This is a genomic window from Streptomyces sp. NPDC098781 (assembly GCF_044759995.1).
In the GTDB taxonomy this organism is placed as follows: domain Bacteria; phylum Actinomycetota; class Actinomycetes; order Streptomycetales; family Streptomycetaceae; genus Streptomyces.
Genome location: NZ_JBIWAK010000003.1, coordinates 590893 through 616492, shown reverse-complemented (window position 1 = coordinate 616492; position 25600 = coordinate 590893). Strand labels below are relative to the sequence as shown.

The 25600-nt window shown below is 72.5% G+C and carries 16 protein-coding genes and 3 pseudogenes; 9 read left to right on the top strand and 10 right to left on the bottom strand.

All coding sequences use genetic code 11. The features are described from left to right. Positions 1–531 (top strand): SRPBCC family protein, encoded by a 531-nt coding sequence (locus ACIQWG_RS14475; RefSeq protein ID WP_404094756.1) that lies wholly within the window; start codon positions 1–3, stop codon positions 529–531. 4 nt (positions 532–535) lie between these two features. Here the strand turns inward: ACIQWG_RS14475 and ACIQWG_RS14470 are convergent, their stop codons facing one another. The 5 genes from ACIQWG_RS14470 to ACIQWG_RS14450 form a co-directional block, all read right to left on the bottom strand. Beyond that, entirely contained in the window at positions 536–3352 is a 2817-nt protein-coding gene (locus tag ACIQWG_RS14470; protein WP_404094753.1) for an NHLP bacteriocin export ABC transporter permease/ATPase subunit, read from the bottom strand. Position 3353: 1 nt separating this feature from the next. After that, the gene (locus ACIQWG_RS14465) at positions 3354–5576 is read right to left on the bottom strand and encodes an NHLP family bacteriocin export ABC transporter peptidase/permease/ATPase subunit (RefSeq protein WP_404094750.1); all 2223 of its coding nucleotides are present in this window, start codon (positions 5574–5576) and stop codon (positions 3354–3356) included. After that, entirely contained in the window at positions 5573–6379 is an 807-nt protein-coding gene (locus ACIQWG_RS14460; RefSeq protein WP_404094748.1) for an HlyD family efflux transporter periplasmic adaptor subunit, read from the bottom strand. Before ACIQWG_RS14460 ends, ACIQWG_RS14465 begins: the two co-directional genes overlap by 4 nt. 144 nt (positions 6380–6523) lie before the next feature. Next, a complete protein-coding gene (locus tag ACIQWG_RS14455) occupies positions 6524–6739 on the bottom strand; it encodes a type A2 lantipeptide (protein WP_404094746.1) in 216 nt (71 codons plus the stop codon). A 474-nt stretch (positions 6740–7213) separates the two neighbouring features. After that, a complete protein-coding gene (locus ACIQWG_RS14450; RefSeq protein ID WP_404094744.1) occupies positions 7214–7627 on the bottom strand; it encodes a PaaI family thioesterase in 414 nt (137 codons plus the stop codon). A gap of 186 nt (positions 7628–7813) precedes the next feature. Between ACIQWG_RS14450 and ACIQWG_RS14445 the strand changes: the two genes are divergently transcribed. Together ACIQWG_RS14445 and ACIQWG_RS14440 are read left to right on the top strand one after the other, a co-directional pair. Further along, positions 7814–9175, top strand: coding sequence for a S1 family peptidase (locus ACIQWG_RS14445; protein ID WP_404094742.1), 1362 nt, complete (start codon positions 7814–7816; stop codon positions 9173–9175). Positions 9176–9317: 142 nt separating this feature from the next. Next, a pseudogene (locus ACIQWG_RS14440) lies at positions 9318–9581 on the top strand (acyltransferase domain-containing protein); the annotation flags it as partial. 104 nt (positions 9582–9685) lie between these two features. Here ACIQWG_RS14440 and ACIQWG_RS14435 read toward each other — a convergent pair. Beyond that, positions 9686–11822: pseudogene (locus ACIQWG_RS14435) on the bottom strand (SpoIIE family protein phosphatase). A 327-nt stretch (positions 11823–12149) separates the two neighbouring features. On the opposite strand from ACIQWG_RS14435, the pseudogene ACIQWG_RS14430 reads away from it, so the two are divergent. Then, a pseudogene (locus tag ACIQWG_RS14430) lies at positions 12150–12674 on the top strand (LuxR C-terminal-related transcriptional regulator); the annotation flags it as partial. Here the strand turns inward: ACIQWG_RS14430 and ACIQWG_RS14425 are convergent. The 4 genes from ACIQWG_RS14425 to lanKC form a co-directional block, all read right to left on the bottom strand. Next, positions 12597–14480, bottom strand: coding sequence for an ATP-binding cassette domain-containing protein (locus ACIQWG_RS14425; RefSeq protein ID WP_404094741.1), 1884 nt, complete (start codon positions 14478–14480; stop codon positions 12597–12599). The pseudogene ACIQWG_RS14430 and the gene ACIQWG_RS14425 sit on opposite strands and share 78 nt — an antisense overlap. Beyond that, positions 14477–16195 carry an ABC transporter ATP-binding protein gene (locus ACIQWG_RS14420; protein WP_404094738.1) on the bottom strand — a complete coding sequence of 573 codons (1719 nt, stop codon included), beginning with the start codon at positions 16193–16195 and terminating at the stop codon, positions 14477–14479. The genes ACIQWG_RS14425 and ACIQWG_RS14420 overlap by 4 nt, the downstream gene beginning before the upstream one ends. A 97-nt stretch (positions 16196–16292) precedes the next feature. Then, positions 16293–16403 carry a SapB/AmfS family lanthipeptide gene (locus tag ACIQWG_RS14415; RefSeq protein WP_404094736.1) on the bottom strand — a complete coding sequence of 37 codons (111 nt, stop codon included), beginning with the start codon at positions 16401–16403 and terminating at the stop codon, positions 16293–16295. A gap of 47 nt (positions 16404–16450) precedes the next feature. Further along, positions 16451–19132, bottom strand: coding sequence for a class III lanthionine synthetase LanKC (gene lanKC / locus ACIQWG_RS14410; protein WP_404094733.1), 2682 nt, complete (start codon positions 19130–19132; stop codon positions 16451–16453). A 196-nt stretch (positions 19133–19328) separates the two neighbouring features. Between lanKC and ACIQWG_RS14405 the strand changes: the two genes are divergently transcribed. The 5 genes from ACIQWG_RS14405 to ACIQWG_RS14385 all read left to right on the top strand — a co-directional run bounded on the left by ACIQWG_RS14405 (position 19329) and on the right by ACIQWG_RS14385 (position 25600). Continuing rightward, entirely contained in the window at positions 19329–21782 is a 2454-nt protein-coding gene (locus ACIQWG_RS14405; RefSeq protein WP_404094731.1) for a SpoIIE family protein phosphatase, read from the top strand. 93 nt (positions 21783–21875) lie between these two features. After that, a complete protein-coding gene (locus ACIQWG_RS14400; RefSeq protein WP_404094729.1) occupies positions 21876–22943 on the top strand; it encodes a glucose-1-phosphate thymidylyltransferase in 1068 nt (355 codons plus the stop codon). Then, positions 22940–23929: a dTDP-glucose 4,6-dehydratase gene (rfbB, locus tag ACIQWG_RS14395; RefSeq protein ID WP_404094727.1), complete on the top strand. Its 990-nt coding sequence runs from the start codon at positions 22940–22942 to the stop codon at positions 23927–23929. The genes ACIQWG_RS14400 and rfbB overlap by 4 nt, the downstream gene beginning before the upstream one ends. Beyond that, positions 23926–24807: a dTDP-4-dehydrorhamnose reductase gene (rfbD, locus tag ACIQWG_RS14390; protein WP_404094724.1), complete on the top strand. Its 882-nt coding sequence runs from the start codon at positions 23926–23928 to the stop codon at positions 24805–24807. The genes rfbB and rfbD overlap by 4 nt, the downstream gene beginning before the upstream one ends. Then, positions 24794–25600, top strand: coding sequence for a class I SAM-dependent methyltransferase (locus tag ACIQWG_RS14385; RefSeq protein ID WP_404094722.1), 807 nt, complete (start codon positions 24794–24796; stop codon positions 25598–25600). Before rfbD ends, ACIQWG_RS14385 begins: the two co-directional genes overlap by 14 nt.

Genomic DNA, 25600 nt, shown 5'->3' with positions numbered 1-25600 from the left:
ATGAACGCCGATCTCACCGGCACCTATCTGACCCTCGACGACGGTCGCCCGGCCGTCCGCTTCAGCCGTACCTACGACCACCCCGTCGAGCGGGTCTGGCAGTTCGTGACCGACGTCGACGAACTGGCCCACTGGTTCCCCTCCCGCGCCGAGATCGAGTTGCGCCCCGGCGGCACGATCAAGTTCGGCGGCGACCCGAACATGGCGGACTCCACCGGCCGGGTCATCGCCGTCGACGAGCCCCGGCACCTGTCCTTCGAATGGGGCGGCGACGAACTGCACTTCGACCTGGAGACCCTGGACGACGGCCGTACCCGTTTCACGCTCACCAACGTCCTCGTCGCCGAGAACACCGCCGCCCGCAACGGCGCCGGCTGGGAGGTCTGCCTGACCGCCCTGGACGCACACGCGCGCGGGGGACGGTTCGAGGGACCGCACGCCGGAGCCGAGGCACCCTGGAAGGGGATCTACGACGGCTATGTCGCCGCCGGCTTCCCCGCCGGCGCCCCCGTGCCGGGCGTGGACGCCTGACGGCTCAGGCCAGCTGGCGTCGCACCAGCTCGTGCAGCCGCCCGTGCACATCCGCGAGGAGCTGCGCGGGCGGGCCCTGCTGGGCCACCTTGCCGTCCTCCATCACGATGACGCGGTCGGCGTCCAGCACCGTGGACAGGCGGTGCGCGATGACGACTCGGGTGGCGTTGAGGGCCCTGGTGCTCTCGATGACCACGCGCTGGGTCTCGTTGTCGAGGGCGCTGGTCGCCTCGTCGAAGAACAGGATGCGCGGCCGGCGGATCAGCGCCTGGGCGATCATCAGACGCTGGCGCTGTCCGCCGGAGACCGCGCCACTGCCCGAGACGATGGTGTGCAGTCCCATCGGCATCCGCTTGATGTCCTCGGCGAGGCCCGCCATCTCGGCCGCCGCCATGACCTCCTCCGGCGTGTACGGCTCGGTCCCGCAGATGACGTCCATGATCGACCCGGTGAACGGCTGGGCGTGCTGGAGCACGACCCCGCACTGCCGGCGCACGGCCGACTGGTCGAGCGCCGCCAGATCCTGGCCGTCGTACAGCACGCTGCCCGACACCGGTTTGTCGAAGCCGATCAGCAGCCGCAGCAGGGTCGACTTGCCGCAGCCGCTCGGCCCGACGATCGCCACGAACTCGCCCGGACGGATGTCGAAGGACACGTCGTCGAGGACCAGCGGGCCGTCGTCGGAGTACCGGAAGGACAGCCGGCGTGCCTCCATGGCCCCGGTCAGCGGACCGGGCCGGGTGCTCGCCGTGCGCACCTCCGGCGTGGCCTCCAGCACCGGCTTGATCTCCTCGAACAGCGGCAGCGCGGCCACCGCCGACACGAACGAGCCGGTCAGCTGGGTGACCGAGGTCAGCAGCATCGTCACCGAGGTGTTGAAGGTGAGGAAGGCCGCCGCCGACATCGACCCGCGTGCCGGTCCGGCGAGCAGCATGAACATCAGCAGCGTGCACAGCGGCAGATACACCGCGCCCATCACGGTGGTGAGGTTCTTGATCCGCCCCACCTTCTGCTGGAGCTCACGGCTGCGCGCGAACTGGGAGGCCCAGGCGGCGTAGGCGTAGTTCTCCGCCGCCGCGACCCGCAGCTTCGGCAGCCCGCGCAGGGTCTGGAACGCCTGGTTGTTCAGCTTGTTGCCGAGCACCACCAGCCGCCGCTGCCAGCGCACCTGCCAGAGCCCGAGCCCCAGGAACACGGCGGCGATGACGACGAGCATGCCGATCGCCGCCAGCGCCATCGGCACGCTGTACCAGAACAGTAGCGCCAGGTTCATCGCGCCGACCGTCACCGACGACGCGACGACCGGCCCCACGCCCGCCATCAGCCGGCGGATCGCGCTGATGCCCATGGCCTGGCTCGCCAGCTCGCCGGTCGAGCGCTCGGTGAAGAACTTCGTCGGCAGCCGCAGCAGCCGGTCCCACAGGGCCGGTTGGAGCGTCGCCTCGATCCGGCCCTCCAGGCGCAGGATCGTCAGGTTCTGCAACAGCATGAACGCGGCGGCCACGACACTGCTGATCATCACGGCCAGACAGAACTGCACGATCAGTCCGGTCTGCGCCTTCGGCACGAACTCGCCCAGCACCTTGCCGGTCGCGATCGGCACCAGCGCACCGATCGCGACGGTCACCAGACCACTGACCAGGAGGTTGGCGAGGTCGCCCCCGGTGCCCTGCATGCTGAACCGCAGCAACCGCACCGGGCTCAACGCGCGGTCGGGCAGCGGACGGTAGAACATCACCCCACGCGGCTCGAACTCCTCCGCGTTGGCCTTCTCGATCGGCGTCTCACGACCGGTCGCCGGATGGACGGCGACATAGCCGCCGCGCCGCCACAGCAGCGCCACCGGCGCGCCCGACAGTGCCCGATGGCCCACCAGCGGGCCGATGTTGTCCCGCCACCACCGTCCGTCGAGGCGTACGGCCCGGGCGCGCACCCGTGAGGCGATGGCCACCCGCTCCACCGGGTCGAGCCGGTCGCTCTCGGTACCGCCCTGCGCCGGCTCGGCCAGCGTGATCCCGGCCGCCTCGGCGACCAGCTTGCAGGCCGCGAAGGTGGCGTCGGCGTCGGCGGCCGTGGTGCGCTTGTCGCCGCGCTTGCCGATGGACGCCAACAGCGTCCGGTCCGCCTGCGCCCGCACCGCCTCGCCCGCTTTGATGCCCGCCGCGGTACGCGTCTCGTGTGTGCGCTCCAGCTGCTCGATCCAGCGGTCCAGCGTGGTCAGCAGGCGGTACTGCTGGTCGACCATGGACTGCCAGACCGCCGGGTCCATCAGCAGATCGGCGGCGGCCTCCGCGCCGTACAGCGAGCCGTACTGCACGCTGCCCGGCGGCACCTGCATCCAGAAGACGTCGTCGTCGGTGATCTCCGCGGCCCGCTCGTTCGCCATCGGCGCCTGGAACAGGATGGACAGGCTCCGGCCGACACCGAGCGCGAGCGCGTACTCCAGCGGGCTCGTCGTCGGCGGGATGTACTGCGGGTTGCCGTACTCGTCGTACGACCACGTCTGGGTGTTCGCGGGCTGGTACAGCTCGCGCAGCCCGATGCGGTGCACGACGCAGTCCCTGAGCGGCCGGGCGACCAGCGTGTGCTGGGGCCCGGCGACCGGGCCGAGCAGCAGCGAGCCCGCCTCCAGCCGGCCCAGATGGTGCCAGTGGCCCTGCTGCCCGGCGTCGACCGCGAACAGGTCCACGGCGCCGGACGCCACCAGCCACAGCACCTGCGGGCCTTCGAGGTCCAGGCGGTTGAGGCCGGCGCAGTCGACGCGGGTGCCCATCTGGCCGAGCGCGTCGAGGACGAGGTCACCCTCGTGGACGGAGGTCATCTCACCGCTCCTTGACCAGTGCCGCGTACGCCCCGCCGCGCGCGACGAGGTCCTCGTGCCGTCCGCGTTCCACGATCGTGCCGTGCTGGAGTACGACGATCTCGTCGCTGTCGCGCACGGTGCTGAGCCGGTGCGCGATCACCACACAGGCACAGCCGCGCTTGCGCAGGTTGTCCATCACGACCTGCTCGGTCTCCGCGTCCAGCGCGCTGGTGACCTCGTCGAGGACCAGGATGCTCGGGCGGCGCACCAGCGCCCGCGCGATCTCCAGGCGCTGACGCTGACCGCCGGAGAAGTTGCGGCCGTCCTGCTCGACCTTGCTCTGGATGCCGCCGGGGCGGCGCATCACCACGTCGTACAGCGCCGCGTCGCGCAGCGCGTCCACCACGGCGTCGTCCGGGATCGACGGGTCCCACAGCGCCACGTTGTCGCGGACGGTGCCCTCGAACAGGAACACCTCCTGGTCGACGAAGGAGACGGAGGCCGCGAGGGCGCCGCGCGGGATGTCCTCGATGCGCTGGTCGTCGATGCGGATGACGCCCTCCCAGGGGGCGTACAGGCCCGAGATCAGCCGGGAGACCGTCGACTTGCCGCTGCCGGAGCCACCGACCAGGGCCACCTGCTGGCCGGGGCCGACCGTGAGGTCGAAGCCGGTGAGCAGCGGCTTGTCCAGCGGGCTGTAGCCGAAGGTGATGTTCTGAAGCTCCACATGGCCGTGCAGCCGGCGCGTCGACTCGCCGGAGCCGGGACGGCCGTACAGCGGATCCGCCTCGAAGTTCTCGACGTCCTTCAGCCGGGCCACGTCGGCGGCGAAGTCCTGGATGCGGCCCGCGACTCCGTTGAGCCGGGTGATCGGGGCCGTGAACCGGGTGACCAGGGCCTGGAAGGCGACCAGCAGGCCGACGGATATGCCGCCCTCGACCGCGCGCATGCCGCCGATCCAGAGGATGAGCGCGCTGTTGAGCGTGGCGAGCGTGGGTGCGACCACGCCGAGCCAGGCGCTCGGCACGCCGAGCCGCTGCTGTTCCTCCAGCGTGGTGGCGTGCTGTCCGGCCCATTTGCGGAAGTAGCCGTCCTCCCCGCCGGTCGCCTTCATCGTCTCGATCAGCTGAAGACCGGTGTAGGCGGTGTTGGTGAGGCGGGCGCTGTCCGCGCGCAGCTTCGCGGTACGGGTGGCGCGCAGGCGGATGACGACGCGCATGGCGACCACGTTCAGCAGGGCGACGCCGATGCCGACGAAGGTGAGCTGGGGGTCGTAGGTGTAGAGGAGGATCGCGTACAGGACGACCACCACCGCGTCCACGCCCGCAGCCGCGAGATCGCGGGCCAGGGTCTCCGACACCGCGTCGTTCGACTGGAGGCGCTGCACCAGGTCGGCCGGGCTGCGCTGGGAGAAGAACGTCACCGGCAGCCGCAGCAGATGGCGCAGGAAGCGGGCGCTGGACAGGGTCGAGGAGATGATGCGGCCGCGCAGCAGGTTCGTCTGTTGCAGCCACGTCAGCACGAGGGTGAGGGCGACGCAGGTGCCCATCGAGGCGAACAGCACGCCCAGCAGGGAGGTCTGGCCGCCGATGAGGAACATGTCGATGTAGGTGCGGCTCAGGGCGGGGACCGCCGCGCCGACCACGACCAGGAGCAGGCTCGCCAGGACGGCGGCGGGCATCGTGCCGGCGGTGCCGCGCAGACGGGCCGGCATCGCGCCCAGTACGCCCGGTTTGCGCCCGCCTCGGGAGAAGTCCTCGCCGGGCTCCATCACCAGGACGACGCCGGTGAAGCTGCCGTCGAAGTCCTCCATCGGCACGAAACGGCGGCCCTTGGCGGGGTCGTTGATGTACACGCCCCGGCGGCCGAAGCGGCGGCCCATGCCGTCGTAGACGACGTAGTGGTTGAACTCCCAGAACAGGATGGCCGGCGTCTTCACCTCGGCGAGGGCCGCCGTGTCCATCTGCATGCCCTTGGCCGTCAGGCCGTAACTGCGGGCCGCCTTCAGCAGGTTGCTGGCGCGCGAGCCGTCCCGGGAGACACCGCACGCGATGCGCAGCTCCTCCAGCGGGACATGGCGGCCGTAGTGGCCGAGCACCATGGCCAGGGAGGCGGCGCCGCACTCCACGGCCTCCATCTGGAGCACGGTGGGTGTGCGGACGGTCTTCGCCCTGCCCTTGGGCACGGGACGCTTCGGCGGGGCGGCGCGGCGCCGGCCGCGGGTGTCCTGCGCGGCGCTCACGGCAGCAGCCAGTCGACGGGACGCTGGTCGGCCAGCCGGATCGAGGCGTCGGCCATGGTCATGGAGGTGAGGGAGAACGGCGGCCCGTCGGCGGACGACCACTTGTAGCCGCTCTCGGTGCTCTTCTTCCGGTCCAGCCGTACCAGTACGGCCACCGGGCGGCCGTCCTTGGTGAACTGCTCGCCCAGCTGGTTGTCGCCGAGGAACGCGGCGATCTGCTGGGCCGACTGCGCCGAGCGGTCCACCGACTTCACATGGCCGCGCAGCACGCCGTACTCCTGGGTGGGCACCGACTGCACGGTGAGGTCCACGGCCGCGTCCTCGGGGATGGAGGCCGCGTTCTCGGCGGGGACGTACACCGTGGCGTAGAGGGGGTCCTTCGTGCGGGCGACCTTCTCGACGGCGGCGACGTTCGCTCCGGTGGCGATGATCTGCCCGATGGTCGCGGCGAGCGCGGTGACCCGGCCGGCGGCGACCGTGCGCACGACCGTCTCGCCCTTGGCGGTGCGGACCTTCAGCACGGGGGAGTCGGCCGGCAGCTGCTGCCCCTGCTTCACGAGGACGGCGGTGACCTGTCCGGCCACCGGGCTCTGGAGGATGTAGCTGCCCTGGCCGTGTGTGAGGACGGCGGGTGCGCCGACGGTGGAGGTGACCGAGCCGGTCACCGCCCAGACGGACGCGGCGGCCATGACGGCCACGGTCACGGAGAGGACCAGCCAGCCCTGAGGGCGGGCGAAGCGCACCGGAAGATCGAGCTCCTCCGGTGACTGGAGCTTGGCGAGGGCCTGTTGGCGGAACTGCACGGAACTTTCCCTCACCTGCTGATGAGTGGAGACCGGCGCGCGTGGGCCGGTCGTGCTGCTGGGCGGCGCCGGATCGTTTTCCGGCACCCGAAGAGCCCCGGAGCCGGGGAAAGGCTCCGGGACTCAGCGGTTACAAAGGCGCGATCAGAGACCGGCGACCAGGTTCGTGACCGGGGCGGTGTTCAGGCCGGTGACACCCTCCACGGTGCCGACGACCGTGTCGACCAGGCCGGAAACCGGGGCAATGCCGTTGACAGCGTCGAGGGCACCGTTCACGGCGTTGACCTGAAGGCCACCGGAGACGTTGTCGAGCTCGGCGTCGGAGATCTCGACGGTCGCAACCTGGGGGGTGGAGTTCATGATGGAACTTCCCTTCCTAATGGGTATTTCACAAGGGGGAGCGGCCCCCTCTGGGGACAGATGACGGCCGCGACCGCGGGCGTCCGGCGCCCGTCTCCGGGAACCGTTCGTTGCCCCCGCGGTGCGATGGATCAAAGCACGCGGCGGGTGCGGGCTTCCAATCAAACATCCGCCTCACCAGGGCACTTGGGTCCCACCGGCCGCGAACCGTGCAGATGCGCGCACGTCTCGTCGGCGACTTCTTCACATGCGTCACAGCATCGGCTCGGAAGGGTGGTTGCGTCGGCCCGCCGGTGCTCGGGCACGGGAGCGGCGAATCCGACACTCCCGTCCCAATGACGTAACCGGCGGTAGGGGGATGTGCAGAACCCACGGCCCCGGTGACTTCGTTGAGTATTGAATGTGCGGATTCGTTGAAGCTTGGATTCCGCTACGAGTTCACAACCGATCGTTACCGATCGGTAGCGGACCGTGTCAGCCCAGCAGGGCGTACACCGTGCTCGCCCGGGCCGCGATGTCTCCCGAACTCTCGTCGGTCATCGTGATGTCGGCGAACGCCATTCGGCGGCCCAGCTTGGTCACGACCGCTTCGATCAGGACATCCGAACCGATCACCGCGCGCTGGAACGACGTCGACTGCTGCACCGTCGTCATCGGCCCGTACGCCCCGCGCGCGGCGGACACGGCGATCACGGTGGCGGTGTCGGCGGCGGCCATCAGCGCCTGCCCCGACAGTGCGCCGCCCTCCCGTGCCAGCTCCTGCGACCAGGGCATGCGCAGGATCGCGCGGTGATCCTCGACGGTCTCGACGGTCAGGCCCAGGCGGAGCACCCAGGGGGCGAAGTTGGCGGAGAGGATCTTGTCGGCTTCGGCGGTGGTCATCGTCATATGGGGGATTGTTCCCGCCGCCGGCCGCGCGGACGAGTTCCTTGGCTGGATAGGTGTCCCGAGTCGGTTGCCCGCAAACGGAATTGAACGCCCCACCCGGCTCGTGCGTACCCATGGCCAACCAGGCGCCCCGAACAGCTGCCGCTCACGGCGGCACAGACCCCGTCCCCCAGGAGGTCGAGAAGTTTGAGTCACAAGCGAATGCCGAAGCGCAAGGTCGCGATAGCAGCGGGCAGCGTGGTGGCGCTCGGAGCGGCCGCGATTCTGTTGCCGAACGCGAACGCGTCCCAGGACGGCGCGTCGGACGACACCGCGGCCCCCAAGACCCTGAAGGCGGAGGACGCCTCGGATCTCGCCTCGCAGCTCGCGGGCCTGCTCGGCGAGGCCTTCGCCGGCTCCTACTACGACGCCGACAGCAACCAGCTCGTCGTCAACGTCGTCCCCGGCGACAACAACAACGTGATCGTCCAGGCCAAGAAGGCCGGCGCGAAGGTCCGTGAGGTCGAGAACAGCCTCGACGAGCTCGCGTCCGGGGCGCAGACGCTGAAGTCCGAGGCGACCATCCCGGGCACGGCGTGGGCGGTCGACCCCAGAACGAACAAGATCCTCGTCACCGCCGACAGCACCGTCACCGGCGACAACTGGGACCAGCTGGAGTCGACCGTCGGCAGCCTCGGCTCGGGCATGGCGACCATCAAGAAGTCGGCAGGCACCTTCAAGACGTTCCTCTCCGGTGGCGACGCCATCTTCGCCGGCGGCTCACGCTGTTCCGCGGGCTTCAACGTCACCGCGGGCGACGGCACCCCCGCCTTCCTGACGGCCGGTCACTGCGGCGTCGCGGCGGAACAGTGGTCGGACGCCGAGGGCGGTCAGCCCATCGCCACCGTCGACCAGGCCACCTTCCCCGGCGACGGCGACTTCGCGCTGGTGAAGTACGACGACCCGGCGACCGAGGCCCCCAGCGAGGTCAACCTCGGCGACCAGACCGTCGCGATCAGCCAGGCCGCGGAGGCCGAGGTCGGCCTCCAGGTCTTCCGGATGGGCAGCACCACCGGCCTGAGCGACGGTCAGGTCCTCGGACTCGACGCGACCGTGAACTACCCGGAGGGCACCGTCACCGGGCTCATCCAGACCGATGTCTGCGCCGAGCCCGGCGACAGCGGCGGCTCCCTGTTCACCCAGGACGGGCTGGCGATCGGCCTGACTTCCGGCGGCAGCGGTGACTGCACGGTCGGCGGCGAGACCTTCTTCCAGCCGGTGACCACCGCCCTGGAAGCGGTCGGCGCGACCCTCGGCGACGCCGCGGGCGGCGGCGCGGGCGCCGGTGACGAGGCCGGTGCCGGCGAGGAAGCGGGCGCGGGCGAAGAAGCCGGCGCCGGTGAAGAAGCCGGCGCCGGTGAAGAGGCCGGCGCCGGTGAAGAGGCCGGGGCGGGCGAAGAGGCCGGCGCCGGTGAGGAAGCCGGTGCCGGTGAAGAGGTCGGCAACGGCAACGCCGACGGCACGGGCAACGGTCTCGGCGAGATCGTCGGCAACGGCGTCGGGAACTGACGCCCCGGTAGCCGACACCCGGGCGACCCCACACGGATCCTGGTGATCCGGCCCGGGTCCTCGGCCCGGACGTGAACGTGGTCCGGCCCTCCGGCGGGAGGGTCGGACCGCTGCGTGTCCGGGAGGGTGCGGGTACGCACGCATCCAACCCGAGGGGTTCCTCGGCCACAGCTTCGGCGAACTCACCGCACTGTGGGCCGCCGGAGCCCTCACCGACGAGGCGTTCTTCGCGCTGGCCCGGGCCCGCGGCAAGGCGATGGCGCCGCCTCAGGACCCCGGATTCGACGCCGGTGCGATGGCCGCGGTCGCCGCCTCCGAGGAGCGGGTGAGCGAACTGCTCGCCCAGCGCACCGACGTGGTGATCTGCAACCGCAACGCGCCGGAACAGATCGTCGTCGGCGGCCCCACCGAGGAGGTCGAGCGCCTCGTCGCCGAAGCCACCGCGGCCGGCCCGGTCCGCTGGGCATGCCCCGCACCCGGCACATCGGCCGCCGCCACGCGCGACCCCGCTCAGCCGCCGGCCCGCAACAACAGCACCGCCACATCGTCGACCCGCTCCCGCACCGACCCGCTGTACTCCACGAGCAGGTTCACCAGCTCGTCCAGGGGCCGCTCCCCGGCCTCCGTCAGCAGCCGTCCGAGATCGGCGAGCGCGTCCTCGATGTCGACGCCGGGGGATTCGACCAGCCCGTCGGTGTAGAGGACGAGCAGACAGCCGGGCGTGAGGTCGAACTCCGTCGTCGGATAGGTCGGGGAGCCGTCGATGCCGAGCAGTGGGCCACCGGCGAGGTCGAGCACCCGTACCCGCCCGTCCGGCCGCCTCAGCAGCGGTGGCGGATGCCCGGCCCGGGCCATCACCACCCGCCCGCGCTGCGGATCCAGGCGTAGATACAGACAGCTGGCGAACAGGTCGGAGCCGAGCTCGATCAGCAGCCGGTTGGTGCTGCGCATGACCTCCTCCGGCGCGTGACCCACGGTCGTGTACGCCCGTACGGCCGTGCGGATCTGCCCCATCAGCCCGGCCGCCGTGACGTTGTGGCCCTGCACATCCCCGATGACCGCCGCCGTCAGCCCCTCGTCGGTCGGCACCAGGTCGTAGAAGTCGCCGCCGATCTCCATGCCCCGGGTGGCGGGCAGATAGCAGGCCGCCGCCTCGATGCCGGTCAGCGTCGGCAAGGTGTGCGGGAGCAACGCGGCCTGAAGACCGTGCGCCAGCTGGTGCTTGGCGTCGTAGAGCTGAGCGCGCTCCAGCGCCTGCGCGATGAGCCCGCCCAGGCTGGTCAGGACCGCGCGCTCGTCCGCCGGGAAGGGATGCGGCTCGGCGTAGGCCAGCACACAGGTGCCGACCCCGGCCGGAGGCGATGAGCGGCAGATACGCCCAGGCCGCGAAGCCGTCGGGGGTCGCGTACCGCGCCGGGTACAGCCGCTCCAACTGCTGCTGCGACTCGAAGAAGGCGGGCACACCGGTGCTCAACGCGTGTGCGCCGGGGGTTCTTTCGGCCAGCGGCATGCCGTCGAACCGTTCGACGACATGCGGGTCGCGGTAGCCGCGGTGGCCGAGCACATGCAGCCTGCCCGACCGCGAACCCAGCACGACCAGCGCTTGGCTGCCGACGGCCGGCACGATCTCGTCCGCGACGAGCTGCACCACGTCCTGCACGCTCGCCGCCTCGGTCAGCGCCCCGGCCAGGCTCAGCACCTGCGAGATCGTCACCAGCCGGGACGGCGCGTCGCCGGGCTGCGGCCCCCGGCGGGCCATCTCCGCCACCGCGCGCGCCCTGCTGATGCGCACGCTCAGCCCGGTCGTGCTCGGATACATACGGAAGGACAGCCAGTCGCCCGGCGGGCGCAGCGCCACGAACGACGTGGCCTGCTGACTCAGCAGTGCCGCCCGGTAGCGGTCCTCGTACACGGGGTCGTTGAGCCAGGGCACCGACGCCCACAGCTGGTTGCCGAGCAGCCCGGCGACGGGGACGCCGATCAGCTCGGCCGCGGCGGGGTTGGCGTAGCTGACCCGGCCGTGCAGATCGAGCGAGCACAGCCCGTACGGCAGCCGCGCCGCCATGCGCGCCGCCTCCACCGTGCCGAACAGGCCGGAGGCCGGCCCGGCGAGCAGATCGGGCTCCGGCAGCGGCGGACGGCTCGCCTCGATCGCGCGCTCCAGGCGCACCGCGAGCCGTCTGGCGGCGGCCGTCAGATGCTCCCGGTCCCGCTCCGACAGCTCCGGAGGGTGCGAACCGGGCCAGGTCACGAAGATCGAGCCGTAGGCGGCGGTCCCGGTGGCCACGGGCAGCGCGGCCAGCGCGAACGGATACGGCAGCACGACCGCGATCCGCGGATACCGGGCCGCCATGTCCTCCTCGCCCCCGACCCAGACGAGCCGCCGCTCGCGCACCGCCTCGGCGACCGGGATCGGGGCGCTCAGCCCGACCCGCTCCCAGGGTGCCGCGAACGCCCTGGGCAGCCCCGCCATCACCGCCATCTCCAGCACCGGTTCGTCGGCCGACAGCAGGTACACCGCACCGGCGTGTGCCTGCACCTCGTCCATCATCGAGGCCAGCGCCAGCGACAGCAGAGGGCGGCCGACCCGATTCCTCGCGGCGGCCGGTGCCTGGAGGGACGTCTGCCCGTCGGACACGCCGACCACCTCCTCCGCGGAGCCGTGCGACGGTCCCAGGGCTCAAATCTCCCTCTTTCGGGCTCACCGCGCACGGCGAGCGGCCAGGAGACCGGCCGAGGGTCCCCGGTGCGCTCGCTCCCCGTCCGGGACAGCGTCGCCTTACCCCTCGACGGCACCCCCATGCCCCCACAATCGATGCGCGTCACGGCGTACGGGCGCCGCGCGTGCGCCCCCACGCACCCTGATGGCCGGATCTTCGCGCCCGTGGGCTGTCGCAAACGCCAACAATGGGGCACGCGCTCAAGACCATGAGAGAGATGAACGCGGCGAACGGCGGGCTGGAGGGGGGCAGCGGTGATCCGTGTCCTGGTGGTGCACGACGCGTGTCTGGTGCGATCGGTGCTTGCGGAGTGGCTGCGCAGAGAACCGGACCTGGGGGTGTACGACGCGCCTTGGCACAGCGCGCCCTCCCGGGTGCGCTCGGTGCGACCGGACGTCTGCGCGGCGGACCTGGAGAGTTCGGAGACGAACGGCGTACCGCCGCTCGGCGAGCTGCGGGTACGGGACGCGGGCATGAACCCGCCGCACCTTCTCGTGCTCGCGAGCGCGAAGCGGCCCTGGCTGCTCAAGCGTGCCCTGGAGGCGGGGGCGCTGGGTTACGTCGACAAGGAGGGCTCGCCGGACCGGCTGGTGCGCGCGATCCGCCGCGTCGCCGAGGGTGAACGTTTCGTCGACGACTCGCTGGGCTTCGGCTTCCTCAAGGCCGCCGAGATGCCGCTGACCCGACGGGAGCTCAGCGTGTTATCCCTCGCCGCGGGCGGAGCCTCCGTCGCGGAGATCGCGGGGAGCCTGCACCTGTCGAACGGGACCGTGCGCAACTACATGGCGTCCATCACCCGCAAGACCGGGGCCCGCAACCGCATCGACGCCATCCGGATCTCCCAGGGCGAGGGCTGGCTGTGACAGGTCGCGCGGTACGGCGGTCCAGGCGCCGACGAGTGCCCGGTAGCGCGGCGAGCACCGGACGAGCTCGTCGTGGGTGCCGTACGCCGTGTCCCGGCCGTCCATCATCAGCACCCGGTCGGCGCGGCGGGCCGAGCTGATGCGGTGGGCGACGACCACCAGGCTGCCGCCGGGCCGGGCCGCGAAGGCGCGCTCCGCGCGTTCCTCCGCCACCGCGTCGAGGTGGCAGGTCGCCTCGTCGAGCAGCGCGAGCGGGGCGTGCGACAGATAGGCCCGGGTCAGCGCGATCAACTGCCGCTGGCCCGCGGACAGCGCGGCGGGATCCACCCCTCCCCGCGGCCCGCCGAGTGATTCGAGCAGCGGCACCAGCCCGACCGCCTCGGCGGCCGCGAGCAACTCGGCCTCGGGGACGGGATCCGGTCGCAGGTGCGCGAGGTTCTCGGCGAGGCTGCCGGTGAACACGTACGCCTCCTGCGGAATGAGCACGCGCCGCCCGAGCGCCTCCGGCGTCGGCACCGCCTCCCCGCACACCCGGATCGTGCCACGCCCGGGCCGCAACAGGCCGGCGACCAGTGCGGTCAGCGTGGACTTGCCGATGCCGCTCGGGCCGACGACGGCCAGATGGGAGCCGGCGGGGAGGCTGAGGTCGAGATCGTCGATCACCGGGACCGAGGCCGGGCCGTAGGCGAAGGTGACGCGGGAGAGGGTGAGGGCGCAAGGCGCGGAGGGCGGCGGGGGCGGCTCGGTCTCCGAGCGCTCGGCATCGCGCGGCGCCGAGGTCACCGCATCGCTTCCGGCCTCCTCCGGCGCCAGTCGCCGCAGCACCACGGCCAGCCGTGAGCCGCTCGTGCCCAGGCCGTGGACGAGGTTGTGCAGCGCGGGCAGGAGGGACTGGGAGACATAGGTCAGGGCGCCGACCAGGGCGCCGGTCGTGACGCCCTGACGCAGCAGCCAGGGCGCGGAAGCGAGCAGCAGCACGATCGGCAGGTGTCCGCCGAGCGCGAGGGCGGCCACGCGTACGACGCCGAAGCGGGCGAGGGAACGGGCGGCCCGCGCCTCGGCGCCCGCCAGGCCGTCGACGTCGGCGGACATCCGCTCCTCCGCTCCGGTCGCCGTGATGTCCCGCAGCCCCGGGCAGACGGTGCCGAGCCGGTCGGCGAGGGCCTCGTCGGCGGTGAGGAACTCCTCCTGGCGGCGGGCCAGGGGGCGCAGCGTCGCCGCGAACAGGCCCACCCCGGCGGCCAGCGGAGGCAGGACGACGAGCAGCAGCAGCGGGGCGAGCGAGAACAGACCCACCAGCGCCCCGGCCGCGGTGAACACGAACGACCGTGACACCATCACCAGCCCGGCGAAGGTGTCCCGCGCGATCTCCACCTGCTGGGTGAGCCGGGACAGCGCACCCCGGTCCGCCTCGCGCACCCCGCGCCCGACCACTCGCCGCACGAGCCCGTCCCTCAGCGGCTCCACCAGCGCCGCGACCGCCGCGTACACACGAGCCGTGCCGAACGCGCCGACCACGACGCCGAGCCCCGCGACCGCCAGCCACACGAGCCCGGTCGCCGTACGGCCGTGCAGGAACCCGTCGTCCAGGGCGCGCGCCGGGGCGTACCCGATGAGGAAGCTCTGCCCGCTCTCCAGCACGGACCACAGGCCGAGCCGAACGAGAACCCGCCACCGCGCCACCAGGAAGCGCAACCCGCGCGCGTGGAGCCGGCCGGTCATGAGGACACCTCCTCGGTCACCGGCTCCGCGCCGAACGTCTCCCGGTACGCCGTGATCCCCCACAGCTCCTCGTGCCGCCCCACCGCTCGCACCCGGCCGCCGTCCAGCCAGGCCACCGCGTCGGCCCGCGCGGCCGTGACCGCCCGGTGGGCGATCAGCAGCCGGGTGGCCGACGAGCCGGCGTCGGCCAGGGCCTCGGCGATGCGGGCCTCCGTCACCGTGTCGAGGCTGGACAGGGCGTCGTCGAGGATCAGCAGCCGCCCGCTGTGCGCGAACGCCCGGGCGAGACCGAGGCGTTGGGACTCGCCGCCGGAGCGCGGGGCGTCGGTCAGGGAGGTGGCGTAGCCCTTCGGCAGCCGGGACACGAAGTCCTCGGCGCGGGCGGTGCGCGCGGCCTGCCGGACGAGCGCGGGGGAGGGGGCGGGCAGGGAGAGCCCGATCGCGTCCTCGACGGTCCGGCCCAGCAGGACGGGGCGTTCGAAGGCGTAGGCGACGGCGCGCCGCAGCTCGTCGTGGGTCAGCTCGCCCAGCGGCACCCCGTCGAGCAGGACCTCGCCGTCGTCCGGGTCGGCCAGCCGCCCGGCCAGCGCGGCGAGCAGCGACTTGCCCGTGCCGGAGCGGCCGACCAGCGCGAGGGTGGTCCCGCCGGGGACGACGAGGTCGACGCCGTCCAGCACGGTGTGTCCGCCGCGCCGGAAGCTCACCCCGCGCAGCTCCAGCCGGCCCGGGCCGGGCGGCAGCCGGCGTCCGCCATAGGCCGGGGCGGGCTCGGTGACCACCTCGCCGAGGCGTCCGGCCGCCGCCCGGGCGCGGGCCACACCGGCGAGCTGGGCGACGAGCATGCCGACGCCGGTCGCCAGCACCGCGTAGCGGGAGGCGGCGAGCACCTCGCCGACGGTCAGCCGGTGCCGGGCGAGCAGGACCCCGGCCACGGCGACCACGCCGAGCTGGAGGAGCGGGGCCACGGCGATCGCGCGGGCGGCGGCCCGGCCCTGCACCCGCCACATGAGGTGCCCGGCGCGGGAGAGTTCGGGCAGCGGGCGCAGGATCCGTGCCGTCTCCCGGTCGGCCGTGCCCGCCGCCGCGATGGTGCGGTGACCGTCGACGGCCTCGGCGAGAGCGGCGGCGATCCGCCCCTGTTCCTGCTGGTAGCGCGTCGCACAGCGGGAGGTGTCGCGGGCGAAGGCCCGCAGCAGCAGCGCCAGCACCGGAGCCCCGGCCAGGAACACGGCGGCGAGCCACGGGTCGATCAGCGCGAGGGCGACGATGCCCCCGACCGGTCCGGCGAACGCGGCGACCAGCGCGGCACGGGCGGCGGGAGCGGTGCCCGCCTGCGCGGCGTTGCCGACGAGCCGTGCCACCAGGTCGCCGGACCCGAAGCGGGCGGTGGCCCGTGGGCCCACGGCGAGCACATGCCGGGTCAGCCGGCCGCGCAGCCAGGCGGTGGTCCGGGCGTCCACCGTGCCGACCAGGACGCTCTGGCACGCGTCCAACAGGGCGAGCGACAGCACGAGTCCGGCGCAGTACAGCACCCAGCGCGTCGCGGGGGCGCCGGTCAGTAGAAGGTCCAGCGTGCGGCCGAGCGCCAGGGGCAGCAGCAGCCCGGCGCCGGTCGCGGCCGTGCTCACCAGGCACAGGGCCGCCGTACGGGCCGCGCTGTGCCGGGTCGCAGAGCGCAGCAGTGCCCGGGCCGGGGCGTCGGCAGGAGTCGTCATACGGCTGCGGCCTCGCTCCCTGGTCCGGGCGAGAGCCCCGGGCGGCCCTTCCCGTGAGGGAGGGGAACCGCCCGGGGCCGCGACTGCACGATGTGCGTCAGAGGCAGAGCGTGATGCTGGCCTGGCTGGCGCAGAGCAGCAGGCTGGCCACGCTGCCGCCGCCGGTGAACTCCTCGGTCTCCATCGTCTGCAGGTCGAGCAGTGCCATGTCGTGTCCTCTTCTCTTTATGGGGACGGGGTTGTGTCACGACTCCGTCAGGTTGCGGAGCCGCGTTCGTGGTGCCGCCGTGGCGGCGGCAGGAAGGGCAGGTGGGCCGGGGCCGCGCCCTCGGTGTCGGCGCCGAGCGCCGCCTGGAGGGCGAGCAGGCACCCGGCCGTTCCGGTGCCCAGGTCCATGGAGAGCCGCATCATCTGGTGTCCGGGGAAGGCCAGTTGGCCCTGGTAGGGCATCGCGTACCAGCCGAGCCCGGCGATCTGCGCGGCGAGCCGGTCGGCGCCGGCGCCCGGCGCGGTCGTGCGGCTGAGATGGAGGATCATCCCGGCGCGTCCCTGGAACAGGCCGGGCTGTGCGTAGAAGCGTGAGGTGGCGGCCGTGATGATGCCGGCACGGGCGCGGTCGTGAGCACCGGGGTCGGCATCGGCATCGGCGATGTCCCGCTCCGGTGGGAGGGTCCCCTCGCACGAGTGGGCCAGGTAGTCGTCCAGGACCATCCCCACGCCCACGCTGCCGTCACCGAGGTACGGCATGGTCCGCCAGCCCTCGTCGACCTCCAGCGAGCCGCCCTTCTGCTCGACGCAGCAGGCCAGGTCCCGGCGCAATGCCTCACCGGCCGCGTCCAGCAGCCGCCGGTCGCCGGTCCGTTCGTAGCGCCGCAGCAGGAACAGGGCCGGGCCGCTCGCGCCCCGCATCAGCCCGGCGCGCGGCCGGGGGCCTTCCGGGGCCGGTTCGGCCAGCCGCCGCACCAGGATCTCCGTGGCCTGCGCCGCCCGCTCATGGAGCTCCGGTTCGCCGGTGGCGTGTGCCAGCCCGTCCAGGACGAGCCCCAGCCCGGCCAGCCCGCCGCGCAGGTCGGAGGACAGGCGCTGCCATCTCTCGCACAGGACCGTGTCGATCAGGTCCAGGGCCCGCTGCCGGTGCCCGAGCAGGTCGAGGACGTGGGCCACGCCCGCGAGACCGTCGTACAGGCCGAGCGGGGTGCCCACCGGGGGCGGATCGGTGCGCTCCAGCAGCCAGCGCTCGCCCTCGTCGTAGCGTTCGGCGCCGGTCGCGGCCAGGGCGTACAGCACGCCCGCCGCGCCATGGGCCAGGCCCAGTCCGCCGCCGTCCGAGAACTGGGCGACGTCGCCGGGGAAGAGCCGGTCCTCGCGCTCCGGAGTGGCCGAGGCGAGCAGCGCCTTGACCATGGAGTCACGGCTGTAGGGCCAGTCGCCGGGCTCCACGAACGACGCCGCGGTCGGACGGGAGAGGGACGGCGACGGCGAGACGGGGTCCCGTACGTCCCGGGTGATCTCGGCGACCGCCTCGTCCAGGAACCGCCGCGGCACGTCCGGGAACTGACCCGCGATCACCTCCGCCAGGTGCGCGGCCTTGTCGCGGTCCACCACGAACAGCGTGGTCACCGGCAGGAACATCGCCAGCCGCAGACAGGCCAGCGCATAGCGGTCGACGTCCACGCCCCGGCGGTCGGGCGGGGCCAGGAAACCCGGGTGCGCGACGACCTGGCGGCCCTGCTCCTCGACCGGGGCCGCCGCCTCGAAGTCGAGCAGGGACACCGACTCCTCGTCGGGCGCGACCATGATGTTGAACACGTGCAGGTCGTTGAAGACGATCCCGCGCTCGTGCACGGCCTCCACGGCACGCTCGACCGCACCGTGGATGCGCAGCGCCCAGGCCGTGTAGTGGGCCACCGCACTCGGATCGGGGTCCGGGCCGATCAGCGGATGCCGTTCCGCGAAGAAGGAGTTGAGGGTGCGCCCCGGCACGAAGTCCATGACCAGGAAGCGGTGGTCGCCCAGCAGGAACCAGTCGCGCACCTCGGGCACCACCCCGGTGCCCGCGAGCCGCTCCAGCGCGGATCTCTCCCGCTCCAGCCGGGCCACGGCGTCCGCCCCGTCGGCGGCCAGCCCCGCGTGCGGCCGGCCCTCCTTCAGGACGACCTTGCGTCCGTCCCGGGTGTCGGTGCCCGCGTACACGCCGCCGCCGTTGGAGAAGTGCAGCGCCTTCTCGATGCGGTACGGCAACTCGCCCACCGTCGTGGTGTTGCGGGCCGCCAGATGCGGTTCGAGGAAGGACGGCAGTGTCACCCACTCCGGCACCTGGAAGGACGGCGCCCGCCGGTCCGGCACCAGCAGCCCGGCGCCGTCGCGCACGGCCGGCACCAGCGAACCGCGCTCGTCGACGACGAAGAGCCGCGCGAAGGCGCCGTAGCGGACGTACAGCGGGCCCTCGCCCCAGCGCAGGTCGGTCAGGATGTACGGCCCCTCGAAACCCTCCAGCAGCCGCCCCAACTCGCGCAGCACCGTGTGCAGTTGCTCCTCGTCGGCCGGGTAGACGGTGACGAACTTGCCGCTGGCGTCCCGGCCCGCGTACTTGGCGTTGCGCAGGTGCAGCAGATGCCGGCCGGGCACGAACTTGAAGGCGACGGCCCGCGGGACGCAGTAGTCCCACACGATCCGCGCGATCTGCTCCGCGTTCGCCAGGGTCGCCGAGACATGGATCTTCCAGCCCTGATCCCGGTCCGGCAGCGCGTTGCCGTCCGCGTCGAGCGGCGCCAGCGTCAGCCAGTCGCCGATCCGCGCAGCCCGCCAGCCCTCCGGGACCTCACGGCGCGCCGTCTCGAACAGGGGAGCGGGCCCCTGTCCGGCCGCGGACAGCCGGTCGGGCGTCTCGTAGAAGTGCCTGTCGGCCAGCGCGTACACCTCGTAGCGCTTGTCCATGCCTCGCGTCCCCCTCCGCCGGTGCGGCACCGAGCCTTCCAGTGGCCGGGCGGCCACGGACAGTCACGGCTGTCACGAGATCGCCGTGCGGAACGCATGGGTAAAGACATGTTCGGCGCCTTTCGAGCGTCCGACGCCCCTGGCCGCGACGTGGAATGGTCACGGGGGCTGCGCAGATGGCTCATTTGGCGCTGTAATGGCGGACGTGGTCAGTGAGGGCACCGCGGAACCCAGGACGCGGGGTCCGCGCGCCGAAGGAGCCCTGAGGGCGCTCTCCGTCGACCCGGACTCGCCCGAGCGGCTGCGGAGGGTCCTCGAACTGGCGCTGGTCTTCGGCGCGGCCTCTTTCGTCGCCGTGTACACGCCGAGCGAGGACGGCGAACTGCTCTGCCTCACCGAGTCCGTCGGTGTGCCCCGGACCCTCTACGGGCTGCGGGACGCCTACGCCCTGAGCGGGCGGTCCCCGATGGCCGACGCCCACCGCGAGCGCCGTGCCGTCTGGCTCGGACCACGCCAGCTCGCCGGGCGCGCCGAGTCCCGGCGGGCCCCCTCGGGAGACTTCTCCCTGGCCGCGCTGCCCGTCCACGGCGACGGCGGCGGCTGCCTGCTCGCGGCGAGCGAGAGAGCGGGCGGGTTCGACGCCGAGAACCGGGAAGCCCTGGAACTCGTCGCCGCGGCCGTCGCCCTGCCCGCCCCGCGCGCCCCCGTCGAAGGGGGCGAACTGCCGGCCGACGCCTTCAGCCTCGCCATGGACACCGGCCGCGTCGAGGTCGGCGACGAGATCCTCGCGCTGTTCGGCCTCGGCCCGCGGGAGTTCGACGGCAAGGTCGAGACCCTGCTGGGCCGCACCGTCCCCGAGGACCTGCCGTCGCTGATGTCCGTCGTCGAGGCCGACCACATGTCCATCGGCGACCGCGAACTGGAGTTCCGAGCCCTCCAGCGCACCGGCCCGCCCAAGTGGCTGCGGCTGCGCGGCCGTCTCGTGCCCGGCGGCGAGGGCCACCCCGCCCGCCTCGTCGGCACCGTCGCCGACGCCTCCACGCTGCGCCCCGAGATCACCGATGTGGCCCGCGTCCAGCGCCTCGCCGCCGCTCTCGCCACCGCCGGCACGGTCCGCGACGTCAGCCAGGCCGTCGTCACCGCCCTGCGCAAGCCGCTGCGCGCCGACCGCATCGCGCTCGCCGAACTGGAGCACGACCGGCTCGTCGTCACCGTCCTCGACCCGCCCGACCCCGAGTCCTGGCCGGAAGTGTGGCGCCTGGAGTGGCGTACCGAATGGCCGGACGCGCCGGTACGCGCCATGCCCACCCTGGCCGCCGCCCTGAGCGAGGGACGCGCCCACATCTGGCCCGCCGGCACCCCGCTGGAACCCGCCCTCGCCGACGTCGGCCCCGGCGGGCTGGCCGTGCTGCCGCTGCCCGCCGGGGACCGGGTGGCAGGCGCCTGTCTGATCGGCTGGGACGAGCCGCACGAGTTCGGCGCCGACGAGCGTGCCCTGCTCACCGCCTCCGCCGGCCTCGCCGGCCAGGCCCTGCTGCGGGCCCACGCCTTCGACGCCGAGCACGAACTCGTCGGCATGCTCCAGCGCCAGCTCCTGCCACGCAGACTGCCCCGGCTGCCCGGCGCGGAGGCCGTCGCCCGCTATCTGCCGACCACGGCCGGGCTGGAGGTCGGCGGTGACTGGTACGACGTGATACCGCTGCCCGACAACCACGTGGCCCTCGTCATCGGCGACGTCCAGGGCCACAGCGCCGCCGCCGCCACCCTCATGGGTCAGATGCGCACCGCGCTGCGGGCCTACGCCGCCGAGGGCCATCCGCCCGACGTGGTGGTCGACCACGCCAACCGCCTCCTCATGGACATGGAGACCGACCTCTTCGCCACCTGCTGCTACGTCGACGTCGACCTGGAGGAGGGCTCCGCCTGGTGCGTACGCGCCGGTCACCTCCCGCCGGTCCTGCGCCGGCCGGACGGCAGCACCCGGATAGCCGAGGCCGAGGGCGGGCCGCCGCTCGGCGTGCTGCGGCAGGTCGGCTTCCCGATGAGCCCCCTGCGGCTGGCCCCCGGCACCGTCGTCGCCCTCACCACCGACGGCCTCGTCGAATCCGCCGACTCCGACCTCGACACCGGGATGGACCGGTTCGCCCGGGAACTCGCCCGCTCCGACCCCGCCCACCTCGGCCTCGTGGCCGACGCGCTGCTGGTCGGCGCACGCCGCACCGACGACATCGCGCTGCTGCTGATGCGCTACGACGGCATGGCGGTGCGGCCGCTGCGGGAGCGCTGGACGGTGTGGCGGGTCCCGCAGGCGGCCGGCCACGCCCGCCGCTTCACCCGCCGCACCCTGCGCGCCTGGGGCGTGCCGCCGCGGGACCGGGACACGGTCCTGCTGGTCGTCTCCGAACTCGTCACCAACGCCCTCGTGCACACGGACGGCCGTGTGCGCCTCGACCTCACGCTCGTCAACCAGCGGATGCGCGTGGCGGTGGCCGACGCCTCGCCCCGCACCCCCGTCAGACCGACCAGAGTGAGCTGGGAGGCCACCGGCGGCCGGGGGATCCTCCTGGTCGAGGCCGTTTCGACGGCCTGGGGAAGCGTGCCGATCAGTGGCGGAAAACAGGTGTGGAGCGAGATCGCATTGGGCGACTGAGACGACATTCGGGTGAACGTCGGACGGCTCGCCGATGACGAACAAGCCAACCATGCACCGTCAAAGTGGCCGAATCGGGGCTAAGGTGAACCGATGAAGGCTCTCGTGCTGTCCGGCGGTGCCGGTACGCGCTTGAGGCCGATCACGCACACTTCGGCCAAACAGCTCGTGCCCGTGGCGAACAAAGCCGTGCTCTTCTACGGCCTGGAATCGATCGCGGCGGCCGGCATCACCGACGTCGGTGTGATCGTCGGTGACACCGCCCCGGAGATCCAGGACGCCGTCGGCGACGGATCCAAGTTCGGTCTCCAGATCACCTACATCCCCCAGGAACGCCCGCTGGGGCTCGCCCACGCCGTTCTCATCGCCCGGGACTACCTGGGCGACGACGACTTCGTGATGTACCTCGGCGACAACTTCATCGTGGGTGGCATCGCCGGCCTCGTCGACGAGTTCCGGCGCGGCCGCCCCGACGCCCAGATCCTGCTGACGCGGGTGCAGGACCCCCGCGCGTTCGGTGTCGCCGAACTCGACGACGCCGGCCAGGTCCTGGGCCTGGAGGAGAAACCGGAACACCCCAAGAGCGATCTCGCCCTCGTCGGGGTCTACCTCTTCACCCCGGTCATCCATGACGCGGTCCGCGCCATCACACCGTCCTGGCGCGGCGAGCTGGAGATCACCCACGCCATCCAGCACCTGATCGACTCCAGCGCCGACGTGCGCTGCACCGTCATCGAGGGCTACTGGAAGGACACCGGGAACGTCGCCGACATGCTGGAGGTGAACCGGACCGTCCTGGAGGGCCTCACCCGCCGTATCGACGGCGAGGTCGACGAGGCGTCTCAGACCGTGGGGCGGGTGATCGTCGAGGAGGGGGCGCGCGTCGTCAACTCGCGGATCGTCGGGCCCGCCGTGGTCGGCGCCGGCACCGTCGTCGAGGACTCCTACGTAGGCCCCTTCACGTCCATCGCGGAGAACTGCCGTATCACCGACAGCGAGTTGGAGTTCTCCATCGTGCTGCGGGACGCCACGATCCACGGGGCGGGCCGCATCGAGTCCTCGCTCATCGGCCGGCACGTCGAGGTCACCCCCGCGCCCAGCGTCCCCAGCGCCCACCGACTCGTCCTCGGAGACCACAGCAAGGTGCAGATCCACCCATGAACCTTCTCGTCACCGGCGCCGCCGGATTCATCGGCTCGACCTACGTCCGCACCCTGCTCGCCCGTGACGCGCCGGACGCACCCGACGCGCCACGCGTCACGGTGCTCGACAAGCTGACCTACGCCGGCACCCTCGACAACCTCCAACTCGACCATCCCCGGCTGGAGTTCGTGCGCGGCGACATCCGGGACGCCGAGCTGGTCGACAAGCTGATGGCCGAGGCCGACCAGATCGTGCACTTCGCCGCCGAGTCCCATGTGGACCGGTCGATCGAGGGCGCCGGCGACTTCGTCCTCACCAACGTCCTCGGCACCCAGACCCTGCTCGACGCGGCCCTGCGCTACGCCGTCGAACCCTTCGTGCACATCTCGACGGACGAGGTCTACGGCTCCGTCGAGACGGGTTCCGCCGGCGAGGAGGACCTCCTGCGGCCCAGCTCCCCGTACTCCGCGTCGAAGGCCTCCTCCGACCTGCTCGCCCTCGCCTACCACCGCACCCACGGCCTGGACGTCCGCGTCACCCGCTGCTCCAACAACTACGGCCCGCACCAGTTCCCCGAGAAGGTCATCCCGCTGTTCATCACCAACCTCCTCGACGGTGAGCGGGTCCCCCTCTACGGCGAGGGCCTCAACGTCCGCGACTGGCTGCACGTCGACGACCACTGCCACGGCGTCGAGCTCGTCCGCACCGAGGGCCGCCCCGGCGAGGTGTACAACATCGGCGGCGGCACCGAGCTGAGCAACAAGGACCTCACCGCGCTGCTGCTGACCGCCTGCGGCGCCGACTGGGACCGGGTGCGGCACGTCGAGGACCGCAAGGGGCACGACCTGCGCTACTCCGTCGACTGGAGCAAGGCCCGCACCGAACTCGGCTACCGGCCCCGCCACGACTTCGCCTCCGGCCTCGCCGCCACCGTCGACTGGTACCGCGACCACCGAGCCTGGTGGGAGCCCCTCAAACGCCGCGTGGGCGAGGAGCGCGGATGAGGTGGCTGGTCACCGGCGCGGGCGGCATGCTGGGCCGGGACGTCGTCGAGGAACTCCGCGCCCGCGACGAGCGGGTGACCGGCCTCGACCATGCCGCGCTCGACATCACCGACCCCCGCGCGGTCGACCGCGCCCTCGCCGACCAGCACCCCGAACTCGTCGTCAACTGCGCCGCCTACACGGCCGTCGACGACGCCGAGACGGACACGGAGAACGCCCTGCGCGTCAACGGCGACGGCCCGCGCCTGCTCGCCAAGGCCTGCGCCGCGTACGACGCCCGGCTCATCCACCTCTCCACCGACTACGTCTTCGCCGGCGACGCCCGGACTCCGTACGCGGAGGACGACCCCGCCGCCCCGCGCACGGCCTACGGCCGCACCAAACTGGCCGGTGAACAGGGCGTGGCGGACGAACTCCCGGCCGCGAGCACGGTGCTGCGCGCCGCCTGGCTCTACGGCGTCCACGGCCGCAGTTTCGTCCGAACGATGATCGAGCTGGAGGCCGGCCGCGACACCGTGGACGTCGTCCACGACCAGCGCGGCCAGCCCACCTGGAGCGCCGACGTCGCCGCGCTCATCGCCGAACTCGGCCCGCGCGTCGGCCGTGACGTGACCGGCGTGCTGCACGCCACCAACGCCGGCGAGGCCACCTGGTACGACCTGGCCCGCGAGGTGTTCCGGCTGCTCGGCGCCGACCCCGACCGGGTGCGCCCGGTCACCAGCGAGGCGTTCGCCCGGCCGGCGGCCCGCCCCGCGTACAGCGTCCTCGCGCACCGCCGCCGGCAGCGGCTCGGCCTCACACCCCCGCGCGACTGGCGCGCCGCCCTGAACGAAGCACTGCCCCGGATCCGCAAGGAGACCCTTCGTGAAACGCCATGAGTTCCTGCGGGAGCTGCACAAGGTCAGCGGCAACCGCAACTACCTGGAGATCGGCGTCAACGACGGCCGCAGCCTGCGGCTGTCCCGCGTCCCCACCATCGCCGTCGACCCCGCCTTCAAGGTCGTCACGGAGATCCGCTGCGACGTGCACCTGGTGAAGGCCACCAGCGACGACTTCTTCGCCCGCGACAACCCGCTCATCCACCTCAAGGGCGGCCGTCATCCCGTACGCAACCTGCGGCGCGGGCGCAGTCCGCTCGGGTACTGGCGCCGGACCGTCCTCGACCTGTCGTTCATCGACGGGATGCATCTGTTCGAGTACGCGCTGCGGGACTTCATGAACATCGAGCGGCACTCGGACTGGACGAGCGTGATCGTCTTCGACGACATGCTGCCCCGCAACGTCGACGAGGCGGCACGGGACCGGCACACCGGGGCGTGGACCGGCGACGTGTACAAGATCGCCGAGATCCTCGGGCGGTACCGGCCCGATCTGGTGACCGTCCTGGTCGACACCCAGCCCACCGGTCAGCTCGTCGTCTTCGGCGCGGACCCCCGCAGCACGGTGCTGCGGGATCGGTACGACGAGATCGTCGCCGAGTACGACGTGCCCGACCCGCAGAAGGTCCCGGAGGCGATCCTGGACCGGGCGGCCGCGGTGGCGCCGCAGGCGCTGCTCGGGGCGCGGTTCTGGCAGCCGCTCTCCCGGGCGCGCAGGCTGGGGATCGGGCGCTCGCGCGGGTGGGAGCCGTTGTGCAAGGCCCTCGAAGGGGTGACAGAGAGCAGGCTGTAG

Excerpts from the sequence above, each read along its gene's own strand:
- ACIQWG_RS14475 (WP_404094756.1), top strand. The coding sequence starts at position 1 with ATGAACGCCGATCTCACCGGCACCTATCTGACCCTCGACGACGGTCGC.
- ACIQWG_RS14470 (WP_404094753.1), bottom strand. The coding sequence starts at position 3,352 with ATGACCTCCGTCCACGAGGGTGACCTCGTCCTCGACGCGCTCGGCCAG.
- ACIQWG_RS14455 (WP_404094746.1), bottom strand. The coding sequence starts at position 6,739 with ATGAACTCCACCCCCCAGGTTGCGACCGTCGAGATCTCCGACGCCGAG.
- ACIQWG_RS14450 (WP_404094744.1), bottom strand. The coding sequence starts at position 7,627 with ATGACGATGACCACCGCCGAAGCCGACAAGATCCTCTCCGCCAACTTC.
- ACIQWG_RS14425 (WP_404094741.1), bottom strand. The coding sequence starts at position 14,480 with ATGACCGGCCGGCTCCACGCGCGCGGGTTGCGCTTCCTGGTGGCGCGG.
- ACIQWG_RS14420 (WP_404094738.1), bottom strand. The coding sequence starts at position 16,195 with ATGACGACTCCTGCCGACGCCCCGGCCCGGGCACTGCTGCGCTCTGCG.
- ACIQWG_RS14415 (WP_404094736.1), bottom strand. The coding sequence starts at position 16,403 with ATGGCACTGCTCGACCTGCAGACGATGGAGACCGAGGAGTTCACCGGC.
- lanKC (WP_404094733.1), bottom strand. The coding sequence starts at position 19,132 with ATGGACAAGCGCTACGAGGTGTACGCGCTGGCCGACAGGCACTTCTAC.
- ACIQWG_RS14405 (WP_404094731.1), top strand. The coding sequence starts at position 19,329 with ATGGCGGACGTGGTCAGTGAGGGCACCGCGGAACCCAGGACGCGGGGT.
- ACIQWG_RS14400 (WP_404094729.1), top strand. The coding sequence starts at position 21,876 with ATGAAGGCTCTCGTGCTGTCCGGCGGTGCCGGTACGCGCTTGAGGCCG.
- rfbB (WP_404094727.1), top strand. The coding sequence starts at position 22,940 with ATGAACCTTCTCGTCACCGGCGCCGCCGGATTCATCGGCTCGACCTAC.
- rfbD (WP_404094724.1), top strand. The coding sequence starts at position 23,926 with ATGAGGTGGCTGGTCACCGGCGCGGGCGGCATGCTGGGCCGGGACGTC.